An 18423-nucleotide genomic window follows, 5' to 3' on the forward strand; every position below is an offset into this window, starting at 1 on the left:
GAGGGCGGGCGAGCACTGGGTTGGCCGGCGCGCGCAGCGGCGGGGCGGCAACGGGGGAATATAGGGTCGTCTTCCATAGGGTGCACCCGAAGGCGCGGGAGCATGTTAGCAAACCACAGGGTGGTTCGAACCGGGAAATGCCCATGTGAAGGCCGCTTGCGCGACCGAGATACCCAGACAGGTCATGGAACGGTCATAATTCGCGCTTGGCGTCCGTCTCTCCCTCGACGGCAGGAAGTTTTCCACCCATGTTCTCGTTGCAGACCATCTTCGGCTCCGGCAAGCAGTTCTATGCGCTTCTGAACGAAGCGGCGCAGGCCGCCTACGACAGCACCAAGGCCTTGCACGCCATGATGCGCACGTCCGACCGCCAACCCGCGCTGGACGCCTTCAAGCTGGCTCGCCTGCGCGAGCGCGCCGCCTCGGACAAGATCGGCCAGGCGCTGGTGGACAGCTTCATGACCCCGATCGAGCGCGAGGACATCGAAGCGCTGGGCTCGGCGCTGTACAAGATTCCCAAGCAGGTCGAGAAGTTTGCCGACCGGTACTCGCTGGCCACCAAGCATCTGGAGCACATCGACTTCGCCCCGCGCGCGGCGATGCTGGAACAGGCTGCCGCCGTGGTGGTGGAGATGGTGACCGACCTGCCGCAGATGAACATCGATCGCATGACCGCGCTCAACGACAAGCTGCGCATGCTGGAAAACGAAGCCGACCGGCTGATGCTCGAGCTGTATCGCGACATCTACTCCGGCCGCCTGGACACGCTGCAGATGTTCCTGCTCAAGGAATTCTTCGAGATTCTGGAGAAGGCCATCGACCGTTGCCGCGAGGCAGGGGTGGTGGTGTACCAGATCGTATTGAAGAACAGCTGAGGTCGCCGCGTGCTTACCCTAGTTCTGGTGGTGATCCTGGCGGCGTTGGTGTTCGAGTTCATCAACGGCTTCCACGACACCGCCAACTCCATCGCCACCGTGGTCGCCACCAAGGTGCTGTCGCCGGGCTGGGCGGTGATGCTGGCCGCCGGCATGAACCTGATCGGCGCGCTCACCGGCACCGCGGTGGCGTTGACGATCGCCTCCGGCCTGCTCAACACCGACGTGGTGGAGGTCACCCCGCAGGTGATCCTGTGCGCGCTGCTGGGCGGCATCATCTGGAACCTGATCACCTGGTGGAAGGGCCTGCCCTCATCGTCCTCGCACGCCTTGATCGGCGGGCTGTGCGGCGCCGGGCTGGCGGCCGCGCACAACAACTGGAATGCGTTGATCTGGTCGGAAAACATCGGCAACTGGGCCAAGAACAAGGGCCTGTTGTGGAAGGTGTTCGTGCCGATGATCACCTCGCCGATCGCCGGCTTCCTGCTCGGTATCGTGGTGATGCTGCTGCTGTGGGCGATCATCGCCGGCATGGCCCGACTGGGCGGGCCGATCGGACGGCTGGCGCGTCCGCGCTGGGTCAATGCGTTCTTCGGCAAGGCGCAGATCGCCTCGGCCGCCTACATGGGCTATGCCCACGGCCACAACGATGCGCAGAAGACCATGGGCATCATCGCCATGACCCTGATCGGTGCGCAGTCGGCCGGCGCATTGGACGATCTGCCGAGCTGGCTGTCGTTCCTGCATCCGGGCACCGGCCTGGCCGCCGGCGCCGGCATTCCGATGTGGATCGTGCTGACCTGTGCGGTGGTGATGGCCGCCGGCACCGCCTCGGGCGGCTGGAAGATCATCAAGACGCTCGGCCACAAGATGGTCAAGCTGCATCCCATCCACGGCTTTGCCGCAGAAACCAGCTCGGCGACCGTGCTGACCGTGGCCGCGCACTTCGGCATGCCGGTGTCGACCACGCACAGCATCTCCACCGCGATCATGGGCGTGGGCTTCGCCAAGAACCCCCGCTCGCTGCGGCTGGGCGTGATCGAGCGCATCGTCTGGGCCTGGATCCTGACCATCCCGGCCGCGGGCGGGGTGGCGTATCTGATCCTGCGCTGCTTCGAATGGTTCGGCTGGACCTGAGCGATGTCGCGCTGCGGTCACCTCGGTCGGCGAGCATGCGTGCCAACTACGGAGTGCCCGGCCGCAGGCTGTCCCGTTCGACCCTGATGTGCCAACGCGTCCTGCCTGAGGAAACGCGCCGATGATGCTTGCGCTGGTGTGCGTGCTGTTCCTGCTGTCCTGGCTGATCGGCCGCCGGCGCTGGCTGCGCGGTGCGCGTGCGCTGGCGGCAGCCGCGCTGGCGTTGCTGCTGCTGGTGGGCTGCGGCCCGTTGGCGAGCTGGATGCTGCACGGGCTGCAGCAGACCGGCGTCAACGATTTCAACGACTGGCGCGCGCGCAACATGATCGTGCTGCTGGGCGCCGGCACGGTGCGGCCGGATGGCCCCGATGCCACCGCCGAGGCCAACATGTTCGCCTACGGCCGCATCGTCGAGTCGGCGCGGCTGTACCGGCAATGCCGTGCGCATGGCGGCGACTGCAAGATCGAGATCAGCGGCGGCGACGCGCGCGGGCTGGGCCTGTCCGAGGCGGTGGTGTATCGAAAGGTGCTGATCGGGCTGGGCATCGCGCAGGCCGACCTGATCATGGAGCCGTCCAGCATGAACACCTGGCAGAACGCGCAGTTCAGCCAGCCATTGCTGCGCCAGTACCGCCCCGAGCGGGTCGTGCTGGTGTCCTCGGCCACGCATCTGCGGCGTGCCGAGCTGTACTTCCGCCACTTCGGCATCGACGCCACGCCGGTGCGGTCGGACTGGTTGACCGCGTCCTGGGCGTGGTTGCCGCAGAGCTACAACTTCACCGTGGCCGATGTCGCCTTGCACGAGTACCTGGGCATTGCGCGCTATCGGGTTTACGAGTGGCTGGGGTGGAATGTGGAGGCTGTTCGGGCTGGGGCGTTGTGAATGGGGAATCGGGAATCGGGAATGGTGATTCGGGATTCGGGATTCGTAGCAGCTGGTGCGGCGCGTTCTGACGCGCGCGGCTGATTTGATTCAGCGGCGCCTGGTGCCCCTTCGGATTGACGGGAGCAAGCCGGGTGCGCGGCGGTGGCGAAGGTCATTGCGCTGCTTGGTGGCGTCGCGGTCAGCTGCGTGTCTGCTCGCCACTGCCTTGATGCATCGCCGGCCGCGTGTTCGGCCGGCGATGGCGGTGCTCAGCGTGTTTCGTACATCGTCCTGACGTCGTTGCGGAACGCGGCCTGGCTGTCGGTGCGGTTGTAGAACATGTGGCCGCCGGGATATTCGCGGACCTGCACGCGCTTGGGGTCGCTGCCCATCGTCGGCATCTGGTCCACCGTCAGCACCGAGCCCATGAACGGGCAGGAGAGGTCGTTCCAGCCATGCGCGATCAACACGCGCAGCTTGGGGTCGATCGCCACCGACTGGCGCAGCTGGGTGACCGCACCCTTGCGCAGTTCGTCGTTCCAGTCCCATAGCTTGTTGACGTCGTAATTGAGCGCCTGATAACGCGCATCGACCTTCCAGCCGACCACACGGGTGACGAAGTCCACCATCGCGGTGGTGGTCGGCGCGATGATGCTGTCCAGCAGCGGGTCGTTGGCGCGCTGCTCCGGATCGTTGGGGAAAGGGTCGAACGCGGTCACGTTGGAATCGTAGCGGCTGCCCAGCTCGCCCTTGTCGCGGAACACCTCGCGCAGGTACGCCTGGGTGTCCAGTCGTCCGCCGGAGCGGCGCACATAGGTCGCGTCCAGTCCGGTCATGCGGGCGACCTGCTGCAGCATCGCTTCGGTCGCCTGCGGGTCGGTGCGGCCCTTCATCAGCGCCACCGCGTAGTCGCCGCGGGTGTAATCGATCACCTGGCGCATCGCCGTGTCGCTGAGCTGGCCCTGGCGTTCCAGATGCGCGGCGGCGATCGAGGGCAGCGTCATCATCCAGGCCAGTGGCGACACATCGCTGTTGTCGTCCAGGGTGGGATTGAGATACGGCGACACCAGCACCACGCCGTTCATCGCCACGCCCAGCCGGATCTGCAGGTACTGGGTGATGCGCGGACCGCGGAAGCCGCCGTAACTTTCGCCGACCAGGTACTTGCGTGCCTGCAGGCGGCGGTTCTTGAGCAACCAGTCGTAGACCACGCGCGAGAGATATTCCACGTCGGCCTGCGGGTTGTAGAACTGCTTCTTGGCCTCGTCGTCGCCGATCAGGGCGCGGCTGAAGCCGGTGCCGACCGGGTCGATGAACACCAGGTCGGTGAAGTCCAGCCAGGTGCCGGGGTTGTCGCGCAATGCCGCCGGTGCGGAGGCGCTGTCGCCTTCGGCGCCGAAACCGACCACCTTGGGTCCGATCGCGCCCATGTTCAGATATACCGACGACGCACCTGGCCCGCCATTCAGTGCGAAGGTCACCGGGCGGTCCTTGCCATCGACGGTATAGGCGGTGAACACCACCTCGCCGGTGGTCCTGCCCTGCGCATCGCGCACCGGCAGCGTACCGACGGTTGCGGTGTAACTCAGCGTGCGTGCGCCCACGCGGGTGCTTTGCCGCACGCTGGCATCGGCCGGCAGTGGCACGGGCTTGGCGGCCGCCGCATCGGATTTGGCGTCGGTTTTTGTATCGTTCTTGTCGGGCGCGTCGGCCAGCGCGGTTCCGCTGAGCAGGGCGCAGGCCAGCAGGCTGGCGCGGAGGAAGCAGGGCATGAGCATCGGGGGTTCGGCAGGGGAGCGACGATGCTAGGTCGCCGGTAGCACCTTATGGATGTGCACAAAGGCATGCGTGTCGCGCTGACCGACGTGGCATGCCTGGCTTGGAGCGGGATGTGCCGCTGCAGGCAGCCTTCTGAGCCAACGGGTGGGGGCTGCGCAGCCCGCTGAAATCCGCATCGACCGAAAAGAAACCCGGTGACGCCTTCTTCTGCCCTCGGGAGAAGGTGCCCCGCAGGGGCGGATCAGGGGGCGGGGCGAAGCCTCGTGCGATTACTTGCCCAATGGCTTCGCGTACCCTCACCCCAACCCCTCTCCCGACCGGAGAGGGCTTAAAGCTTCCAGAGGTTCTTAAACCTCCAGCGACGCCAGGTCGCCCTTGGTCTCCAACCACTGCTTGCGGTCGCCGGCGCGCTTTTTCGCCAGCAACATGTCCATCAGCGAGCGGGTCTGTTCGCCATCGTCGATGGTCAGCTGCACCAGGCGACGCGTGTCCGGATGGATGGTCGATTCGCGCAGCTGCTGCGGATTCATCTCGCCCAGGCCCTTGAAGCGGGTGACGCTGACCTGGCCCTTGAGCTTCTCGCGCGCGATCTTGTCCAGCAGCGTGGTCTTTTCCTCCTCGTCTAGCGCATAGAACACCTGCTTGCCTACGTCCACGCGGAATAACGGCGGCATCGCCACGAACACATGGCCGGCCGCGACCAGCGCCGGGAAATGCTGCAGGAACAGCGCGGTCAGCAGGGTCGCGATATGCAGGCCGTCGGAATCGGCGTCGGCCAGGATCACCACCTTGCCGTAGCGCAGCCCGGTGATGTCGTCCTTGCCCGGGTCGCAGCCGATCGCGATCGCCAGGTTATGCACTTCCTCGGAGGCCAGTACGCTGCCCGATGCCACTTCCCAGGTATTGAGGATCTTGCCGCGCAGCGGCAGGATCGCCTGGAAGTCCTTGTCGCGCGCCTGCTTGGCCGAGCCGCCGGCCGAGTCGCCCTCGACCAGGAACAATTCGGTACGCGACAGATCCTGGCTGATGCAGTCGGCCAGCTTGCCGGGCAGGGCCGGGCCCTGGGTGACCTTCTTGCGGACGATCTGCTTTTCGGTCTTCAGGCGCGCACTGGCGCGGTCGATGGCGATCTGCGCGATCTTCTCGCCGATCTCAACGTTCTGATTCAGATACAGGCTGAAGGCATCGTGCGCGGCGCCTTCGATGAAGCCGGCGGCCTGGCGCGAGGACAGGCGTTCCTTGGTCTGCCCGGAGAACTGCGGGTCGGTCATCTTCAGGCTCAGCACGAAGGTGACCCGGTCCCACACGTCTTCCGGTGCCAGCTTGACCCCGCGCGGCAGCAGGTTGCGGAAGTCGCAGAACTCGCGCAGCGCATCGGTCAGCCCCGATCGCAGGCCGTTGACGTGGGTGCCGTGCTGCGCGGTCGGGATCAGGTTGACGTAGCTTTCCTGCACCAGCTCGCCTTCCGGCACCCAGGCCGCGGCCCAGTCGACGATTTCGGTATCTTTCTTCAGGCTGCCTGCAAACAGGTCGGCCGGCAGCATCTCGTGCTCGGCCATCTCGCCCTTGAGGTAATCGCGCAGGCCGTTCTCGAAGTACCAGCTGTCCTGCTCGCCGGTGGCCTCGTCGTGCAGCTTGACGGTCAGGCCGGGACACAGCACCGCCTTGGCGCGCAGCAGATGGCGCAGCGCGCGCACGTTGAACTTGGGCGTGTCGAAATACGTTGGATCGGCCCAGAAGCGCAGCCGCGTGCCGGTGTTCTTCTTGCCGACGGTGCCGACCACTTCCAGCTTGGAGGCGGCGTGGCCGTCGCGGAACTCCATGCGGTGCTCGCTGCCTTCGCGTTTGATGAACAGCTCGACCTTGGTCGACAGCGCATTGACCACGCTCACGCCCACGCCATGCAGGCCGCCGGAGAAGGTGTAGTTGCGGTTGTTGAACTTGCCGCCGGCATGCAGCCGGGTCAGGATCAGCTCGACACCGGGAATCTTCTCTTCAGGGTGCATGTCCACCGGCATGCCGCGACCGTCGTCGGACACCTCGCAGCTGCCGTCCTTGTACAGGGTCACTTCGACCTGCTTGGCGTGACCGGCCAGCGCCTCGTCGACCGAGTTGTCGATCACTTCCTGCGCCAGATGGTTCGGGCGCGCAGTGTCGGTATACATGCCAGGGCGGCGTTTGACCGGGTCCAGGCCCGACAGCACTTCAATATCGGCGGCGTTATAACGGGTGTTCATGCATCTCGTTGGCACGTGAAACGACGCGCAAGTGTGGGGGCTGAGGCGATTTTTTGCACGCGCCCGGCGTTCAGTGCAGGGCGGGGTGCGGATGGATACCCTGGCATTGGATTCGGAATCAAACGTCCCAACCTGAGGATGTCACCGAACCCGGAGGACACCATGAAGTTCAAGCACATCCTGATGCTCACCCTCGGTGCTGCCGCAGTGGCCGCGCTTCCTGCCCTGGCCCAGGCGGCTCCTCAGCAGAGCGGGCAGGACGCCGGCGCCAGTGCGCAGAAGGCCGACGACGCCAAGGCCAAGACCGAAGCCGAGCGCAAGGCCGAGCGCCGTGCTGCCGCAGCGGCGCACAAGCCCAAGGCCGACACTGCTCCGCGCGAGGAAGAGGAAGAAGAAAAGCCGGCGCGCTGATTCCATCTCGGGTCGGCAATACGCCACACGGACGCCCCGGCTTCGGCCGGGGCGTCTGCATTTGTGCGCCATGCACGGCGCGTTCTTTGCCGCTGTGGCGACATGATCGTCACGCAACCCTTGGGCATTCGCCCGTCACCCGCTAAACTATGGCTTTCCGGGAGGCTTCAAGCCCCATGACCCCCCTGATTTTTGTTACCGGCGGCGTAGTGTCCTCGCTAGGCAAGGGCATTGCCGCCGCTTCGCTTGCCTCCATTCTGGAAGCGCGTGGCCTGAAGGTCACGATGATGAAGCTGGATCCCTACATCAATGTGGATCCGGGCACGATGAGCCCGTTCCAGCATGGCGAGGTCTACGTCACCGACGACGGCGCCGAGACCGACCTGGATCTGGGTCACTACGAGCGTTACGTGCGCACGCGGTTGTCGCGCAAGAACTCGGTCACCACCGGCCGGATCTACGAGAACGTGATCCGCAAGGAGCGTCGCGGCGATTATCTGGGCGCCACCGTGCAGGTGATCCCGCACATCACCGACGAGATTCGCCGTTGCATCGACGAGGCTACCGCCGGGTTCGACGTGGCGCTGATCGAGATCGGCGGCACTGTCGGCGACATCGAGTCGCTGCCGTTCCTGGAAGCGATCCGCCAGGTACGCACCGAGCGTGGTGCCGAGAAGGCCATGTTCATGCACCTTACCCTGGTGCCGTACATCGCCGCCGCCGGTGAGTTGAAGACCAAGCCGACCCAGCACTCGGTCAAGGAGCTGCGCTCGATCGGTATCCAGCCGGACGTGCTGCTGTGCCGTTCCGAGCAGGCGGTGCCGGATTCGGAGCGCCGCAAGATCGCGTTGTTCACCAACGTTTCCGAGCGCGCCGTGATCAGCTGCCCCGACATCGATGTGCTGTACGGCATGCCGCTGGAGCTGCGTCGCCAGGGCCTGGACGAACTGGTCATCGATCAGTTCAAGCTGCGCGACAAGGTGGCTGCGCCCGACCTGTCCGAATGGGCTGCGGTGGTGGATGCGGTCAAGCATCCGCTGGACGAGGTCACCATTGCGGTGGTCGGCAAGTACGTCGATCACCAGGATGCCTACAAGTCGGTGGCCGAAGCGCTACGGCACGGCGGCCTGCGCCAGCGCACCAAGGTCAACCTGAAGTGGCTGGAGGCGCAGGATCTGGAAGGCAGCGACATGGCGGCGCTGCAGGATATCGACGGCATTCTGGTGCCGGGCGGCTTCGGCGATCGTGGCTTCGAAGGCAAGGTGCTCACCTCCAAGTACGCCCGTGAGCACAAGGTGCCGTACTTCGGCATCTGCTACGGCATGCAGGCGGCGGTGGTGGACTATGCCCGCCACGTGGCCGATCTGGACGCAGCCAACAGCACCGAGAACGATCGCCAGTCGCCGCACCCGGTAATCGGCCTGATCACCGAATGGCGCACCGCCAGCGGCGAAGTCGAAAAGCGCGACGAGAAGTCCGACCTGGGCGGCACCATGCGGCTGGGCCTGCAGGAGCAGCGGCTCAAGCCGGGCACGCTGGCGCGCGAGGTGTACGGCAAGGACGTGGTCGCCGAGCGTCACCGTCACCGCTACGAGTTCAACAACCGCTACCGCACCCAGCTGGAGGACGCCGGCCTGGTGATCTCCGGCAAGTCGATGGACGACACGCTGGTGGAGATGGTCGAGCTGTCGCGCGATGCGCACCCGTGGTTTCTGGCCTGCCAGGCGCATCCGGAGTTCCTGTCCACCCCGCGCGATGGGCATCCACTGTTCATCGGCTTCGTGCGCGCTGCGCGCGAGAAGAAGGCGGGCGGAAAACTGCTGAAGGAAGCGCGTGCGTGAGGGTTTCCTTCTCCCCCCGGGAGAAGGTGGCGCGTAGCGCCGGATGAGGGGCGCCGCAACACAATGAGAGGTGGCAGCCATGATGAACGCGTCGCCACGCGTCAGCCAGGGCAAAACCATCGCACTTCAGCAGTGCTTCGCAACCGTACCCTCACCCCAACCCTCTCCCGGCGGGAGAGGGGCTTTAATCAATAGGTGACCTGATGAAACTCTGTGACTTTGACGTTGGCCTGGATCAGCCGTTGTTCCTGATCGCCGGCCCCTGCGTGATCGAGTCGATGCAGTTGCAGCTCGACGTGGCCGGCAAGCTGAAGGAGATCACCGGCAAGCTGGGGATCAACTTCATCTTCAAGTCCAGCTTCGACAAGGCCAACCGCACCTCCGGCACCAGCTTCCGCGGCCCGGGCCTGGAAGAAGGCCTGAAGGTGCTGGAGGCGGTGAAACAGCAGATCGGCGTGCCGGTACTGACCGATGTGCACGAGTACACCCCGATGAACGAGGTCGCCGCCGTCGTCGACGTGCTGCAGACCCCGGCCTTCCTGGTGCGCCAGACCGACTTCATCAAGAACGTCTGCGCCGCCGGCAAGCCGGTCAACATCAAGAAGGGCCAGTTCCTGTCGCCGTGGGACATGAAGCCGGTGGTGGACAAGGCCAAGTCGACCGGCAACGCGCAGATCATGGTCTGCGAACGTGGCGCCTCGTTCGGGTACAACAATCTGGTCAGCGACATGCGCTCGCTGAGCGTCATGCGCGACACCGGCTGCCCGGTGGTGTTCGATGCCACCCATTCGGTGCAGTTGCCGGGCGGGCAGGGCAGCAGTTCCGGCGGTCAGCGCGAATTCGTGCCGGTGCTGGCGCGCGCGGCGGTAGCGGTGGGTATTTCCGGCCTGTTTGCCGAAACCCATCCGGACCCGTTCAAGGCCTTGTCGGACGGCCCCAACGCCTGGCCGCTGGACAAGATGGAGGCCCTGCTGGAGACGCTGCTGGCGCTGGACTCCATCACCAAGCGTCACGGCTTTCTCGAGCAAGGCGTCTGATCAGGCAAGGCAGTGGAGCGCGCGGTCCGTGCTGCGTGGTCCGTTACCGCTGCAGGTGCGGATGCGCGGTGTGCCGGCTCCCGCACAGCGATGTCGCCTGCGACAGCGGAAGCTGACACGGCAGCAGCGCACTCCGTACCACCGGCCACGCGCCGCAGCGGCGTTCTGACGTATCGTCATCGCCGGGCCGCGCGATCACGCCATTTGGCAAGCCGCAGTCCTGCGGCGATAATCCGGCAGCTTGTTTCCGGTGTACTTCCCCCTTACTGGTAACCGATCGACCTATGACCACTATCGCCAAGATCCTCGCCCGCGAAATCCTCGACTCCCGCGGCAATCCCACGCTGGAGGCCGAAGTCACGCTGGACGACGGCTCGTTCGGCCGCGCTGCCGTGCCCTCGGGCGCCTCGACCGGCACCAAGGAAGCGGTGGAACTGCGCGATGGCGACAAGACCCGTTACCTGGGCAAGGGCGTGCTGCACGCGGTGCAGAACGTCAACGGCACCATCGCCGAGACGCTCAAGGGCCTCGACGCAGCCGACCAGCAGGGTCTGGACCGCCGCCTGATCGACCTGGACGGCACCGAGAACAAGGGCCGCCTGGGCGCGAACGCGCTGCTGGGTGTGTCGCTGGCCGCCGCGCATGCCGTGGCCGCCTCGCGCAGGCAGCCGCTGTGGCAGTACCTGTCCACCATCACCGAATCGGACGTGGCACTGCCGGTGCCGATGATGAACATCATCAACGGCGGCGCGCATGCCGACAACAATGTCGACTTCCAGGAGTTCATGGTGTTGCCGGTCGGCTGCAGCTCGTTCTCCGAAGCGCTGCGTGCCGGTACCGAAATCTTCCACGCGCTCAAGTCGGTGCTCAAGGGCCATGGCCTGAGCACGGCAGTGGGCGACGAAGGCGGCTTTGCACCGGACTTCCGCAGCAATGTCGAAGCGCTGGACACCATCCTCGAGGCGATCGGCAAGGCGGGCTACACCGCGGGCGAAGACGTGCTGCTGGGCCTGGACGTGGCCTCCAGCGAGTTCTACGACAACGGCAAGTACAACCTGGTCGGCGAGAACAAGCGCCTGACCAGCGAACAGTTCGTCGACTTCCTGGCCGACTGGGTCGCGCAGTACCCGATCATCAGCATCGAAGACGGCCTGGCCGAGGACGACTGGGCCGGCTGGAAGCTGCTCACCGACCGCGTCGGCAAGAAGGTGCAGCTGGTCGGCGACGATCTGTTCGTCACCAACCCGAAGATCTTCAAGCAGGGCATCGACTCGGGCACCGCCAACGCGATCCTGATCAAGGTCAACCAGATCGGCACGCTGACCGAGACGCTGGAAGCCATCGCGATGGCGCATGCGGCCAACTATGCCTCGATCGTCTCGCACCGCTCGGGCGAAACCGAAGACACCACCATCGCCGACATCGCCGTGGCCACCACCGCCACGCAGATCAAGACCGGCTCGCTGTGCCGCAGCGATCGCGTCGCCAAGTACAACCAGCTGCTGCGCATCGAGCAGGCGCTGGGCTCCGGCGCGCGTTACGCCGGCCGCGACGCGTTCGTTTCGATCAAGCGATAAGCCGTGCGCAACTGGCGCTGGCTACTGCTGGTGCTGGCGGTGCTGCTGGCTTGGCTGCAGTACCGCTTCTGGTTCGGGCCTGGGAACTCCGGCGAAGTCATGATGCTGGAAGCCCAGGTCGCGCATCAGACACAGGACAACGAAGGTCTGCGCCAACGCAACCAGGCGTTGGCAGCAGAGGTGAAGGATTTGAAGGACGGCGAGGCGGCAATCGAAGAGCGCGCGCGCAGCGAGCTGGGCATGATCAAACCGGGCGAGACGTTCTATCGCGTGGTCGAGGATGCACCGCCGCTGCCGCCTGCAGTGGCCACGCCGTCCGCTGCGCCCGTCGAGCCTGACGCTCCGGCGGAACAACCATGACCGGTTCGATCTGGGCGATCGTGCCGGCCGCCGGGCGCGGCACGCGCTTTGGTGGGCAGACCCCCAAGCAATATCTGCCCGCCGCCGGGCAACCGCTGATGGCCTACACGCTGGCGGCGCTTGCCGCGCATCCGGTGGTGGCCGGCATCGTGGTGGCCATCGCCCCCGACGATGCGGATTGGCCAGGCTGGACCTCGGTGCAGGGCAAGCCGGTGCTGACCTGTGTCGGCGGCGGGACACGTGCGGCATCGGTGCTGGCCGGATTGCTGGCCTTGCCCGAGAGCGTGCGTGCCGATGACTTCGTGCTGGTGCACGATGCCGCGCGGCCCAATCTCGCCTTGGCCGATCTGGAGCGCCTGCTGGAAATCGGCCGCGGCGATCCGGTCGGCGCGATCCTGGCTGCGCCGGTGCGCGACACGCTCAAGCGTGCCGGCGACGATGGCGGCATCGATGCCACCGAACCGCGCGAGCGGCTGTGGCGGGCGCTGACTCCGCAACTGTTCCGTCGCCATCAACTGATCCGCGGCCTCACCGAGGCGTCAGCGGCCGGGGTGGACGTGACTGACGAGGCGATGGCGATGGAGCGGCTGGGATTGCGCCCGTTGCTGGTGGAAGGTGCCGAAGACAACTTCAAGGTGACCACGCCAACGGATCTGGCGCGCTTCGAATTCGAACTGGCGCGCCGCGGCTTGGCAGTGGATGCCTTGTCGCCTGCAACCGATCTGCGCGCCGAGGCGGTCGTTGGCCGCAATGATGCGGTGTCCGCTGGCGCGCACCACGACGCCGACGCTCCCTAATCACCACGGATTCTCCATGTCTTTCAATTTTCGAATCGGTCAGGGCTACGACGTGCACGCGTTCGGTGCGGGCGACCATGTGATGCTGGGCGGCGTGCGCGTCGCGCATAGCCATGGCGTGCTTGCGCACAGCGATGGCGACGTGGTGTTGCATGCGCTGTGCGATGCGATGCTGGGCGCCCTGGCGCTGGGCGATATCGGCCAGCACTTTCCGCCGTCCGATGCGCGCTGGAAGGATGCCGACAGCGCGCAGTTCCTGCAGCATTGCGATCACTTGCTGCGCGAGCGCGGCTGGCGCGTCGGCAATGCCGACGTCACCGTGATCTGCGAGCGTCCCAAGATCGGCCCGCACGCGCTGGCGATGCGCGAACGTATCGCAGGCCTGCTGGCGATCGAACTCGATGCAGTCAGCGTCAAGGCCACCACCAGCGAAAAACTCGGCTTCACCGGCCGCAGCGAGGGCATCGCCGCGCAAGCGGCGGTCTTGCTCGGCAAGATCGCTGGCTGACTGCGGCTGACAAACGCCTGCGCTTACCGTCGGTGGCGCGACGTTGCCGGGCACGGCGATTGTCACGCATACCCTGCAGTGCCGAGCATGCCGTCTACACTGCCGGCCAGGTGTTGCAGCCGCTCCAGATCGCGGTTACCTGCGCCGAGCTCGTCTTGGCGTTGTACCGCGACACCACCGCGCCGAAGCATTCGGCACACAGCGCACGACCTGTCGGCGCGAAGGTAAACCACAGCATGAGCGACACCTTTGTTCTGCCGCGCGCGCATGGCGCTGCGGTCCTCGGCGCGGCGATGCGCAGCACGCCCGAAGATTTTCAGGTCGATGAGCTGCCGGCTTTCGAGCCCACCGGCGAGGGCGAGCACCTGCTGCTCACCATCCGCAAGCGCGGGCAGAACACCGCCTATATCGCGAAGAAACTCGCGCAGTGGGCCGGAATCGCCGAGATGGGCGTCAGCTACGCCGGGCTGAAGGACCGCCATGCGGTGACCACGCAGCGCTTCAGCGTGCATCTGCCCAAGCGCATCGCGCCGGAGCTCGCCACGCTCGACGACGATGAGATGCAGGTCATCGCCAGCACCTGGCACAACCGCAAGCTGCAACGCGGCGCACTGCTGGGCAATCGTTTCGGGTTGACGTTGCGCCAGGTGCAGGGCGAGCGCGCAGCGATCGAACAGCGTCTGCAGGCGATCGCCGCGCGCGGTATCCCCAACTGGTTTGGCGAACAGCGTTTCGGCCGCGATGGCGGCAACGTGGCGTCCGCGCTGGCGATGTTCGGTTATGTGTCCAATGCCGACGGCACCTTGTCAGCGGCGCCGGCATCCAGGCGGCGGCTGCGCAACGATCAACGCTCGATGCTGCTGTCTGCAGCGCGCTCGGCATTGTTCAATCGCGTGCTCACCGCACGCGTGGAGCAGGGCAGCTGGGATACCGCGCTGGATGGCGAGGCGTGGATGCTGGATGGCTCACGCAGCGTGTTCGGCCCCGAGCCGTTCAACGATGTACTGGCGGAGCGCCTGGCGCGCTTCGATATCCATCCCAGCGGGCCGTTGTGGGGCGCAGGCGAGCTGCGTTCGACCGACCAAGCTGCGGCGGTGGAGCAGGGCGCGTTGTCCGATCCGCAATCAGGAGCGCTGCGTCAAGGGCTGGAAGCTGCGGGCTTGAAGCAGGAACGTCGTGCACTGCGCTTGCGTCCGCAGCAGCTGGAGTATCGCTGGCGGGATGCCGAAAGCCTGCAGATCGAATTCGCACTGCCGCCGGGTTGCTACGCCACCGCGGTGCTGTGGGAGCTCGGCGAGGTCAGCGACGCCGGCCGTCTCAACGCCAACACGCGTCCCGACGCCTAGCCTGTTCGGCTGTCGTTGGCCACCCGGCACACACGTCACCGCCGTAGGAGCGGACCTGGCCGCGACAGGCCTGCCCATTGACGCATCCTTTGCGCAAGCGCATGCCTACATCGGCGACCCATTACCCAATCGGCCCTAACGCCGCGCCAGCAACACCAGCAACGCCCCGGTGCCACCTTGCGTGGCCGGCGCTGAATGGAACGCCAGCACGTCGTTGCGCTGACGCAGCAGACGATCCATCAGGTTTTTCAACACTGGCGCGCCAGTGTCGGACTGCAGCCCCTTGCCGTGGATGATGCGCACGCAGCCATGTTCGTGTGCATGTGCTTCGATCAGAAACTGCCGCAGCAGGGATTCGGCCTGCGCGGCGGTGGCGCCATGCAGATCCAGTTCGTCCTGGATCGAAAACTGACCACGCTTGAGCCGTTGAAACAATCGGGTGGGAAGATTCTCGCGTCGGTAGCTGGCGGTATCGCCTGCCTCCAACGGGGCGCTGTCGCGCAGCAGACGCGCAAATTCGGTATGCGCTTGCGCCTCGTCGTGCTCGGCCATGCGCGCGCGCGGCTTGGGGCGCGGCTTGGCATTGGCCGGTGGGGCGACTTCACGAATCGGCTTGACCGCGCCGATCGCTGCGCGGAACAGCGCGCCGTCGTCTTCGTCTTCGGGATGGGACATGCTCACAGCGTAACGTGCCCAACCTCAGGTGCAAGCGAAGATCAAGCGCGAAGGGCGCGGACGCATCCGGTATCATGGCCCGGTTTTCCGAGGAGTCCCATGCGCGTACTGGTTAGCAACGACGACGGTGTCGACGCCCCCGGCATCCAGATTTTGGCCGAGGCGCTGCGCCATGCCGGTCATGAAGTGATGGTGGTCGCGCCCGACCGCGACCGCTCCGGTGCCAGCAATTCGCTGACGCTGGATGTGCCGATCCGCACCCGCCGCATCGACGCGCAGACCTGCGCAGTGGCCGGCACGCCGACCGACTGCGTGCATCTGGCGCTGACCGGCATGCTCGATTACGACCCGGATATCGTGGTCTCCGGCATCAACAACTCGGCCAATCTCGGCGACGACGTGATCTATTCGGGCACCGTGTCCGCCGCGATGGAAGGCCGTTTCCTCGGCCTGCCGGCGGTGGCGGTCTCGCTGGTGACGCACAATCACCAGGCGCATCACTACGAGACCGCCGCGCGCGCCGCGGTGGAGATCGTGGCGCGGCTGAAGGCCGATCCGCTGCCTGCCGACACCATCCTCAACGTCAACGTGCCGGACCTGGCTTGGTCGGATGTGCTTGGTTTCGAGGTCACCCGGCTGGGCAACCGCCACCGTTCCGAGCCCTGCGTGCCGCAGCGCGACCCGCGCGGCCGCACCGTGTACTGGATCGGCCCGGCCGGGCCGGAGCAGGACGCCGGCGCCGGCACCGACTTCCATGCCGTGCGCACCGGGCATATCTCGGTCACCCCCATCCATGTCGATCTGACCCGCTATCAGGCGTTGGAAACGGTGGCCGGCTGGGTGGGCGGCTTGACCGCCGCGCTGGATACACCGGCATGACGCCGAGGCTGCGTCTGCAACCGGAATCGGTCGGGATCGGCATGACCTCCCAGCGCGTGCGCGACCGGCTGGTCGAGCGCCTGCGCGAGGCCGGCATCCAGGACGAGGCCACGCTCAACGCGATGCGTACCGTGCCGCGCCATCTGTTCATCGACGAAGCGCTGGCCTCGCGCGCTTACGAAGACACGGCCTTGCCGATCGGCCACGGCCAGACCATTTCGCAGCCCTGGGTGGTCGCGCGCATGACCGAGGCGGTGCTGCAGGTCGGCCCGACCAAGGTGCTCGAAGTGGGCACCGGTTCCGGCTACCAGGGGGCCATCCTGGCCGCGCTGGGGCTGGAGGTGTACACGGTCGAGCGCATCGGCGATCTGCTGCGGCAGGCGCGCAAGCGCTTCCGGCACCTGGGCATGAACGTGCGCAGCAAGCACGACGATGGCCGCATCGGCTGGCCCGAACACGGCCCCTACGATGCCATTGTGGTCACCGCCGCCGCGCCGGCGCTGGTCGATGCGCTGGTCGACCAATTGGCGGTCGGCGGGCGGCTGGTCGCACCGGTCGGTGGTGCCTCGTCGCAGTCGCTGGTGCAACTTACGCGCAGTGCCGACGGCGCGATCGAACAGCAGGTTCTGGCGCCGGTCACGTTCGTCCCGCTGTTGTCGGGCATGCTGGATTGAATCCATGAGAGTTTCTCGATGAAGATCTTCGGGCCGTTGTACGACGTGGCCATCCGTTGGTCGCGTCATCGCCGCGCTCCGGCGCTGCTGACCGGCCTCAGTTTCGTGGAGGGTTTCATCTTTCCGGTGCCGCCGGAGGTGATGCTGGCGCCGATGTCGCTGGCCGAACCCAGGCGCGCCTTGTGGTTCGCCACCTTGAGCCTGATCGGCTCGGTCTGCGGTGCGCTGGTCGGTTATCTGCTGGGCCATTTCGCCTTCGCCGCACTACAGCCGCTGATCGAATGGCTGGGCTGGAGTGCGAAGATCCAGGCGCAGATCGAGACGCTGCGCACGCTGGTCGCCGATTCGCCGTGGAAGGCCTTCTGGGCGCTGGTGCTGGTGGGCTTTACCCCGATTCCGTTGAAGATCTTTACCTGGGCCTCGGGCGTGGTCGGCGTGCCGATCCTGCCTTTCATCGCCAGCATGTTGGTCGGGCGCGGCAAGCGCGTGTATCTGGTGGCCGGCGCGATCCGGTTGGGTGGGGCGCGTGCCGAGGCCGCGTTGCATCGCTGGATCGAGCCGCTGGGCTGGGTGGCCATGGCCGTTTTGGCGGTGGGAGCGGGGTGGCTGGTGTGGAAGACAACCAACGGATGAGCAAGTTGCAGATGAATTCGGTATGTAAGACAGCAGTCCTGCTCGCACTTGCCGTCGGGCTGGGCGCCTGCAGCAGCGCCACGGTGATGCGTTCGCCTGGAGCCGGCGGCGGTTCGTCGTCCGCGCGTCCGTCCGCAGCACCGCGTCCGTCGGTGCCGCGCCCGGGTGCGACCGTCACCGTTCAACGCGGTGACACGCTGTACGCCATCTCGCGCCGCACCAACATCACCGCGCCGGATCTGGCAGCCTGGAATGGCCTGTCCTCACCGAACACTATCTACCCCGGCCAGACCCTCAAGCTCTACCCGCCCGGAGCCAGCAGACCGGGCGGCAGCACCTCTACCGCCGGTACGGTGGTTCCGCCGCGCCCGAGCGCTCCGATCGCAGCACCGGTCAGTAGCGGATTTCCGTGGCGCTGGCCGGCCGATGGCGTGGTGGTCGGCACCTTCGTCACCGGCGAGACCACCAAACAGGGCGTGGACATCGCCGGCGCCAGCGGGCAGGCGGTGCGTGCCGCGGCCGATGGCGTGGTGGTGTACTCCGGCGCCGGCCTGGTCGGCTACGGCGAGCTGATCATCATCAAGCACAACGACCAGTGGCTGTCCGCCTACGGGCACAATCGCAAGCGTCTGCTCAACGAAGGCCAGAGCGTCAAGGCCGGTCAGCAGATCGCCGAAATGGGGCGCAGCGGCGCTGCCCGCGACATGTTGCACTTCGAGATTCGCTACAACGGCAAGCCGGTGGATCCGCTGTTGTATCTACCTAAAAAATGAATAGGGAATAGGGAATAGG

The 18423-nt window shown here is 66.1% G+C and carries 19 protein-coding genes; 15 read left to right on the top strand and 4 right to left on the bottom strand.

What is annotated here, in order from left to right; all coding sequences use genetic code 11:
- The first annotated feature begins 248 nt into the window (after positions 1-248).
- The 3 genes from FHT08_RS16330 to FHT08_RS16340 all read left to right on the top strand — a co-directional run bounded on the left by FHT08_RS16330 (position 249) and on the right by FHT08_RS16340 (position 2895).
- Positions 249-875, top strand: a complete 627-nt coding sequence (locus tag FHT08_RS16330; protein ID WP_006452783.1) for a DUF47 family protein — start codon at positions 249-251, stop codon at positions 873-875.
- Between the two features lie 9 nt (positions 876-884).
- A complete protein-coding gene (locus FHT08_RS16335; RefSeq protein WP_047128560.1) occupies positions 885-2012 on the top strand; it encodes an inorganic phosphate transporter in 1128 nt (375 codons plus the stop codon).
- A 121-nt stretch (positions 2013-2133) separates the two neighbouring features.
- On the top strand, positions 2134-2895 hold the full coding sequence (locus tag FHT08_RS16340) for a YdcF family protein (RefSeq protein ID WP_104606710.1): 762 nt from the start codon (positions 2134-2136) through the stop codon (positions 2893-2895).
- Positions 2896-3146: 251 nt separating this feature from the next.
- On the opposite strand, the gene FHT08_RS16345 is transcribed toward FHT08_RS16340, so the two are convergent.
- Positions 3147-4649 (bottom strand): S10 family peptidase, encoded by a 1503-nt coding sequence (locus FHT08_RS16345; RefSeq protein WP_166775790.1) that lies wholly within the window; start codon positions 4647-4649, stop codon positions 3147-3149.
- Positions 4650-5003: 354 nt separating this feature from the next.
- Entirely contained in the window at positions 5004-6893 is a 1890-nt protein-coding gene (gene parE, locus FHT08_RS16350) for a DNA topoisomerase IV subunit B (RefSeq protein ID WP_104606711.1), read from the bottom strand.
- A gap of 162 nt (positions 6894-7055) precedes the next feature.
- Here parE and FHT08_RS16355 point away from each other — a divergent pair, with 162 nt between their 5' ends.
- The 7 genes from FHT08_RS16355 to ispF all read left to right on the top strand — a co-directional run bounded on the left by FHT08_RS16355 (position 7056) and on the right by ispF (position 13424).
- Positions 7056-7304 carry a hypothetical protein gene (locus FHT08_RS16355; RefSeq protein WP_166775793.1) on the top strand — a complete coding sequence of 83 codons (249 nt, stop codon included), beginning with the start codon at positions 7056-7058 and terminating at the stop codon, positions 7302-7304.
- 176 nt (positions 7305-7480) lie between these two features.
- Complete coding sequence (locus FHT08_RS16360; protein WP_104606712.1) at positions 7481-9145, top strand: CTP synthase; 1665 nt, start codon at positions 7481-7483, stop codon at positions 9143-9145.
- A gap of 203 nt (positions 9146-9348) precedes the next feature.
- Entirely contained in the window at positions 9349-10182 is an 834-nt protein-coding gene (gene kdsA / locus FHT08_RS16365) for a 3-deoxy-8-phosphooctulonate synthase (protein ID WP_166775795.1), read from the top strand.
- A gap of 284 nt (positions 10183-10466) precedes the next feature.
- Positions 10467-11759 (top strand): phosphopyruvate hydratase, encoded by a 1293-nt coding sequence (gene eno, locus FHT08_RS16370; RefSeq protein ID WP_104606713.1) that lies wholly within the window; start codon positions 10467-10469, stop codon positions 11757-11759.
- 3 nt (positions 11760-11762) lie between these two features.
- The gene (gene ftsB / locus FHT08_RS16375; protein WP_024939567.1) at positions 11763-12119 is read left to right on the top strand and encodes a cell division protein FtsB; all 357 of its coding nucleotides are present in this window, start codon (positions 11763-11765) and stop codon (positions 12117-12119) included.
- Entirely contained in the window at positions 12116-12916 is an 801-nt protein-coding gene (gene ispD, locus FHT08_RS16380) for a 2-C-methyl-D-erythritol 4-phosphate cytidylyltransferase (protein ID WP_166775797.1), read from the top strand. The genes ftsB and ispD overlap by 4 nt, the downstream gene beginning before the upstream one ends.
- 16 nt (positions 12917-12932) lie before the next feature.
- Complete coding sequence (gene ispF, locus FHT08_RS16385) at positions 12933-13424, top strand: 2-C-methyl-D-erythritol 2,4-cyclodiphosphate synthase (RefSeq protein WP_039515953.1); 492 nt, start codon at positions 12933-12935, stop codon at positions 13422-13424.
- A 94-nt stretch (positions 13425-13518) separates the two neighbouring features.
- Here the strand turns inward: ispF and FHT08_RS16390 are convergent, their stop codons facing one another.
- Complete coding sequence (locus FHT08_RS16390) at positions 13519-13662, bottom strand: hypothetical protein (RefSeq protein WP_166775799.1); 144 nt, start codon at positions 13660-13662, stop codon at positions 13519-13521.
- On the opposite strand from FHT08_RS16390, the gene truD reads away from it, so the two are divergent.
- Positions 13661-14770: a tRNA pseudouridine(13) synthase TruD gene (truD, locus tag FHT08_RS16395; protein WP_166775801.1), complete on the top strand. Its 1110-nt coding sequence runs from the start codon at positions 13661-13663 to the stop codon at positions 14768-14770. The two genes, FHT08_RS16390 and truD, sit on opposite strands and share 2 nt — an antisense overlap.
- A 135-nt stretch (positions 14771-14905) precedes the next feature.
- Here the strand turns inward: truD and FHT08_RS16400 are convergent, their stop codons facing one another.
- Positions 14906-15445, bottom strand: a complete 540-nt coding sequence (locus tag FHT08_RS16400; protein WP_166775803.1) for a Smr/MutS family protein — start codon at positions 15443-15445, stop codon at positions 14906-14908.
- A gap of 99 nt (positions 15446-15544) precedes the next feature.
- Here FHT08_RS16400 and surE point away from each other — a divergent pair, with 99 nt between their 5' ends.
- Genes surE through FHT08_RS16420 form a run of 4 tightly spaced genes read left to right on the top strand, consistent with a single transcriptional unit; the run spans position 15545 to position 18404 of the window.
- Positions 15545-16324 (top strand): 5'/3'-nucleotidase SurE, encoded by a 780-nt coding sequence (gene surE / locus FHT08_RS16405; protein ID WP_104537818.1) that lies wholly within the window; start codon positions 15545-15547, stop codon positions 16322-16324.
- Positions 16321-16998: a protein-L-isoaspartate(D-aspartate) O-methyltransferase gene (locus tag FHT08_RS16410; protein ID WP_104537817.1), complete on the top strand. Its 678-nt coding sequence runs from the start codon at positions 16321-16323 to the stop codon at positions 16996-16998. The genes surE and FHT08_RS16410 overlap by 4 nt, the downstream gene beginning before the upstream one ends.
- 18 nt (positions 16999-17016) lie before the next feature.
- A complete protein-coding gene (locus tag FHT08_RS16415; protein WP_104537816.1) occupies positions 17017-17631 on the top strand; it encodes a YqaA family protein in 615 nt (204 codons plus the stop codon).
- Entirely contained in the window at positions 17628-18404 is a 777-nt protein-coding gene (locus tag FHT08_RS16420) for a peptidoglycan DD-metalloendopeptidase family protein (protein WP_166775805.1), read from the top strand. Before FHT08_RS16415 ends, FHT08_RS16420 begins: the two co-directional genes overlap by 4 nt.
- The last annotated feature ends 19 nt before the right edge of the window (positions 18405-18423 follow it).

The organism is Xanthomonas sp. CFBP 8151 (assembly GCF_011761885.1).
Lineage (GTDB): Bacteria > Pseudomonadota > Gammaproteobacteria > Xanthomonadales > Xanthomonadaceae > Xanthomonas > Xanthomonas arboricola_B.

What these genes read in the sequence shown, in the direction of transcription:
- FHT08_RS16330 (WP_006452783.1), top strand. Translation starts at nt 249, where the DNA reads ATGTTCTCGTTGCAGACCATCTTCGGCTCCGGCAAGCAGTTCTATGCG.
- FHT08_RS16340 (WP_104606710.1), top strand. Translation starts at nt 2,134, where the DNA reads ATGATGCTTGCGCTGGTGTGCGTGCTGTTCCTGCTGTCCTGGCTGATC.
- FHT08_RS16345 (WP_166775790.1), bottom strand. Translation starts at nt 4,649, where the DNA reads ATGCCCTGCTTCCTCCGCGCCAGCCTGCTGGCCTGCGCCCTGCTCAGC.
- parE (WP_104606711.1), bottom strand. Translation starts at nt 6,893, where the DNA reads ATGAACACCCGTTATAACGCCGCCGATATTGAAGTGCTGTCGGGCCTG.
- FHT08_RS16355 (WP_166775793.1), top strand. Translation starts at nt 7,056, where the DNA reads ATGAAGTTCAAGCACATCCTGATGCTCACCCTCGGTGCTGCCGCAGTG.
- FHT08_RS16360 (WP_104606712.1), top strand. Translation starts at nt 7,481, where the DNA reads ATGACCCCCCTGATTTTTGTTACCGGCGGCGTAGTGTCCTCGCTAGGC.
- kdsA (WP_166775795.1), top strand. Translation starts at nt 9,349, where the DNA reads ATGAAACTCTGTGACTTTGACGTTGGCCTGGATCAGCCGTTGTTCCTG.
- eno (WP_104606713.1), top strand. Translation starts at nt 10,467, where the DNA reads ATGACCACTATCGCCAAGATCCTCGCCCGCGAAATCCTCGACTCCCGC.
- ispD (WP_166775797.1), top strand. Translation starts at nt 12,116, where the DNA reads ATGACCGGTTCGATCTGGGCGATCGTGCCGGCCGCCGGGCGCGGCACG.
- ispF (WP_039515953.1), top strand. Translation starts at nt 12,933, where the DNA reads ATGTCTTTCAATTTTCGAATCGGTCAGGGCTACGACGTGCACGCGTTC.
- truD (WP_166775801.1), top strand. Translation starts at nt 13,661, where the DNA reads ATGAGCGACACCTTTGTTCTGCCGCGCGCGCATGGCGCTGCGGTCCTC.
- FHT08_RS16390 (WP_166775799.1), bottom strand. Translation starts at nt 13,662, where the DNA reads ATGCTGTGGTTTACCTTCGCGCCGACAGGTCGTGCGCTGTGTGCCGAA.
- FHT08_RS16400 (WP_166775803.1), bottom strand. Translation starts at nt 15,445, where the DNA reads ATGTCCCATCCCGAAGACGAAGACGACGGCGCGCTGTTCCGCGCAGCG.
- surE (WP_104537818.1), top strand. Translation starts at nt 15,545, where the DNA reads ATGCGCGTACTGGTTAGCAACGACGACGGTGTCGACGCCCCCGGCATC.
- FHT08_RS16410 (WP_104537817.1), top strand. Translation starts at nt 16,321, where the DNA reads ATGACGCCGAGGCTGCGTCTGCAACCGGAATCGGTCGGGATCGGCATG.
- FHT08_RS16415 (WP_104537816.1), top strand. Translation starts at nt 17,017, where the DNA reads ATGAAGATCTTCGGGCCGTTGTACGACGTGGCCATCCGTTGGTCGCGT.
- FHT08_RS16420 (WP_166775805.1), top strand. Translation starts at nt 17,628, where the DNA reads ATGAGCAAGTTGCAGATGAATTCGGTATGTAAGACAGCAGTCCTGCTC.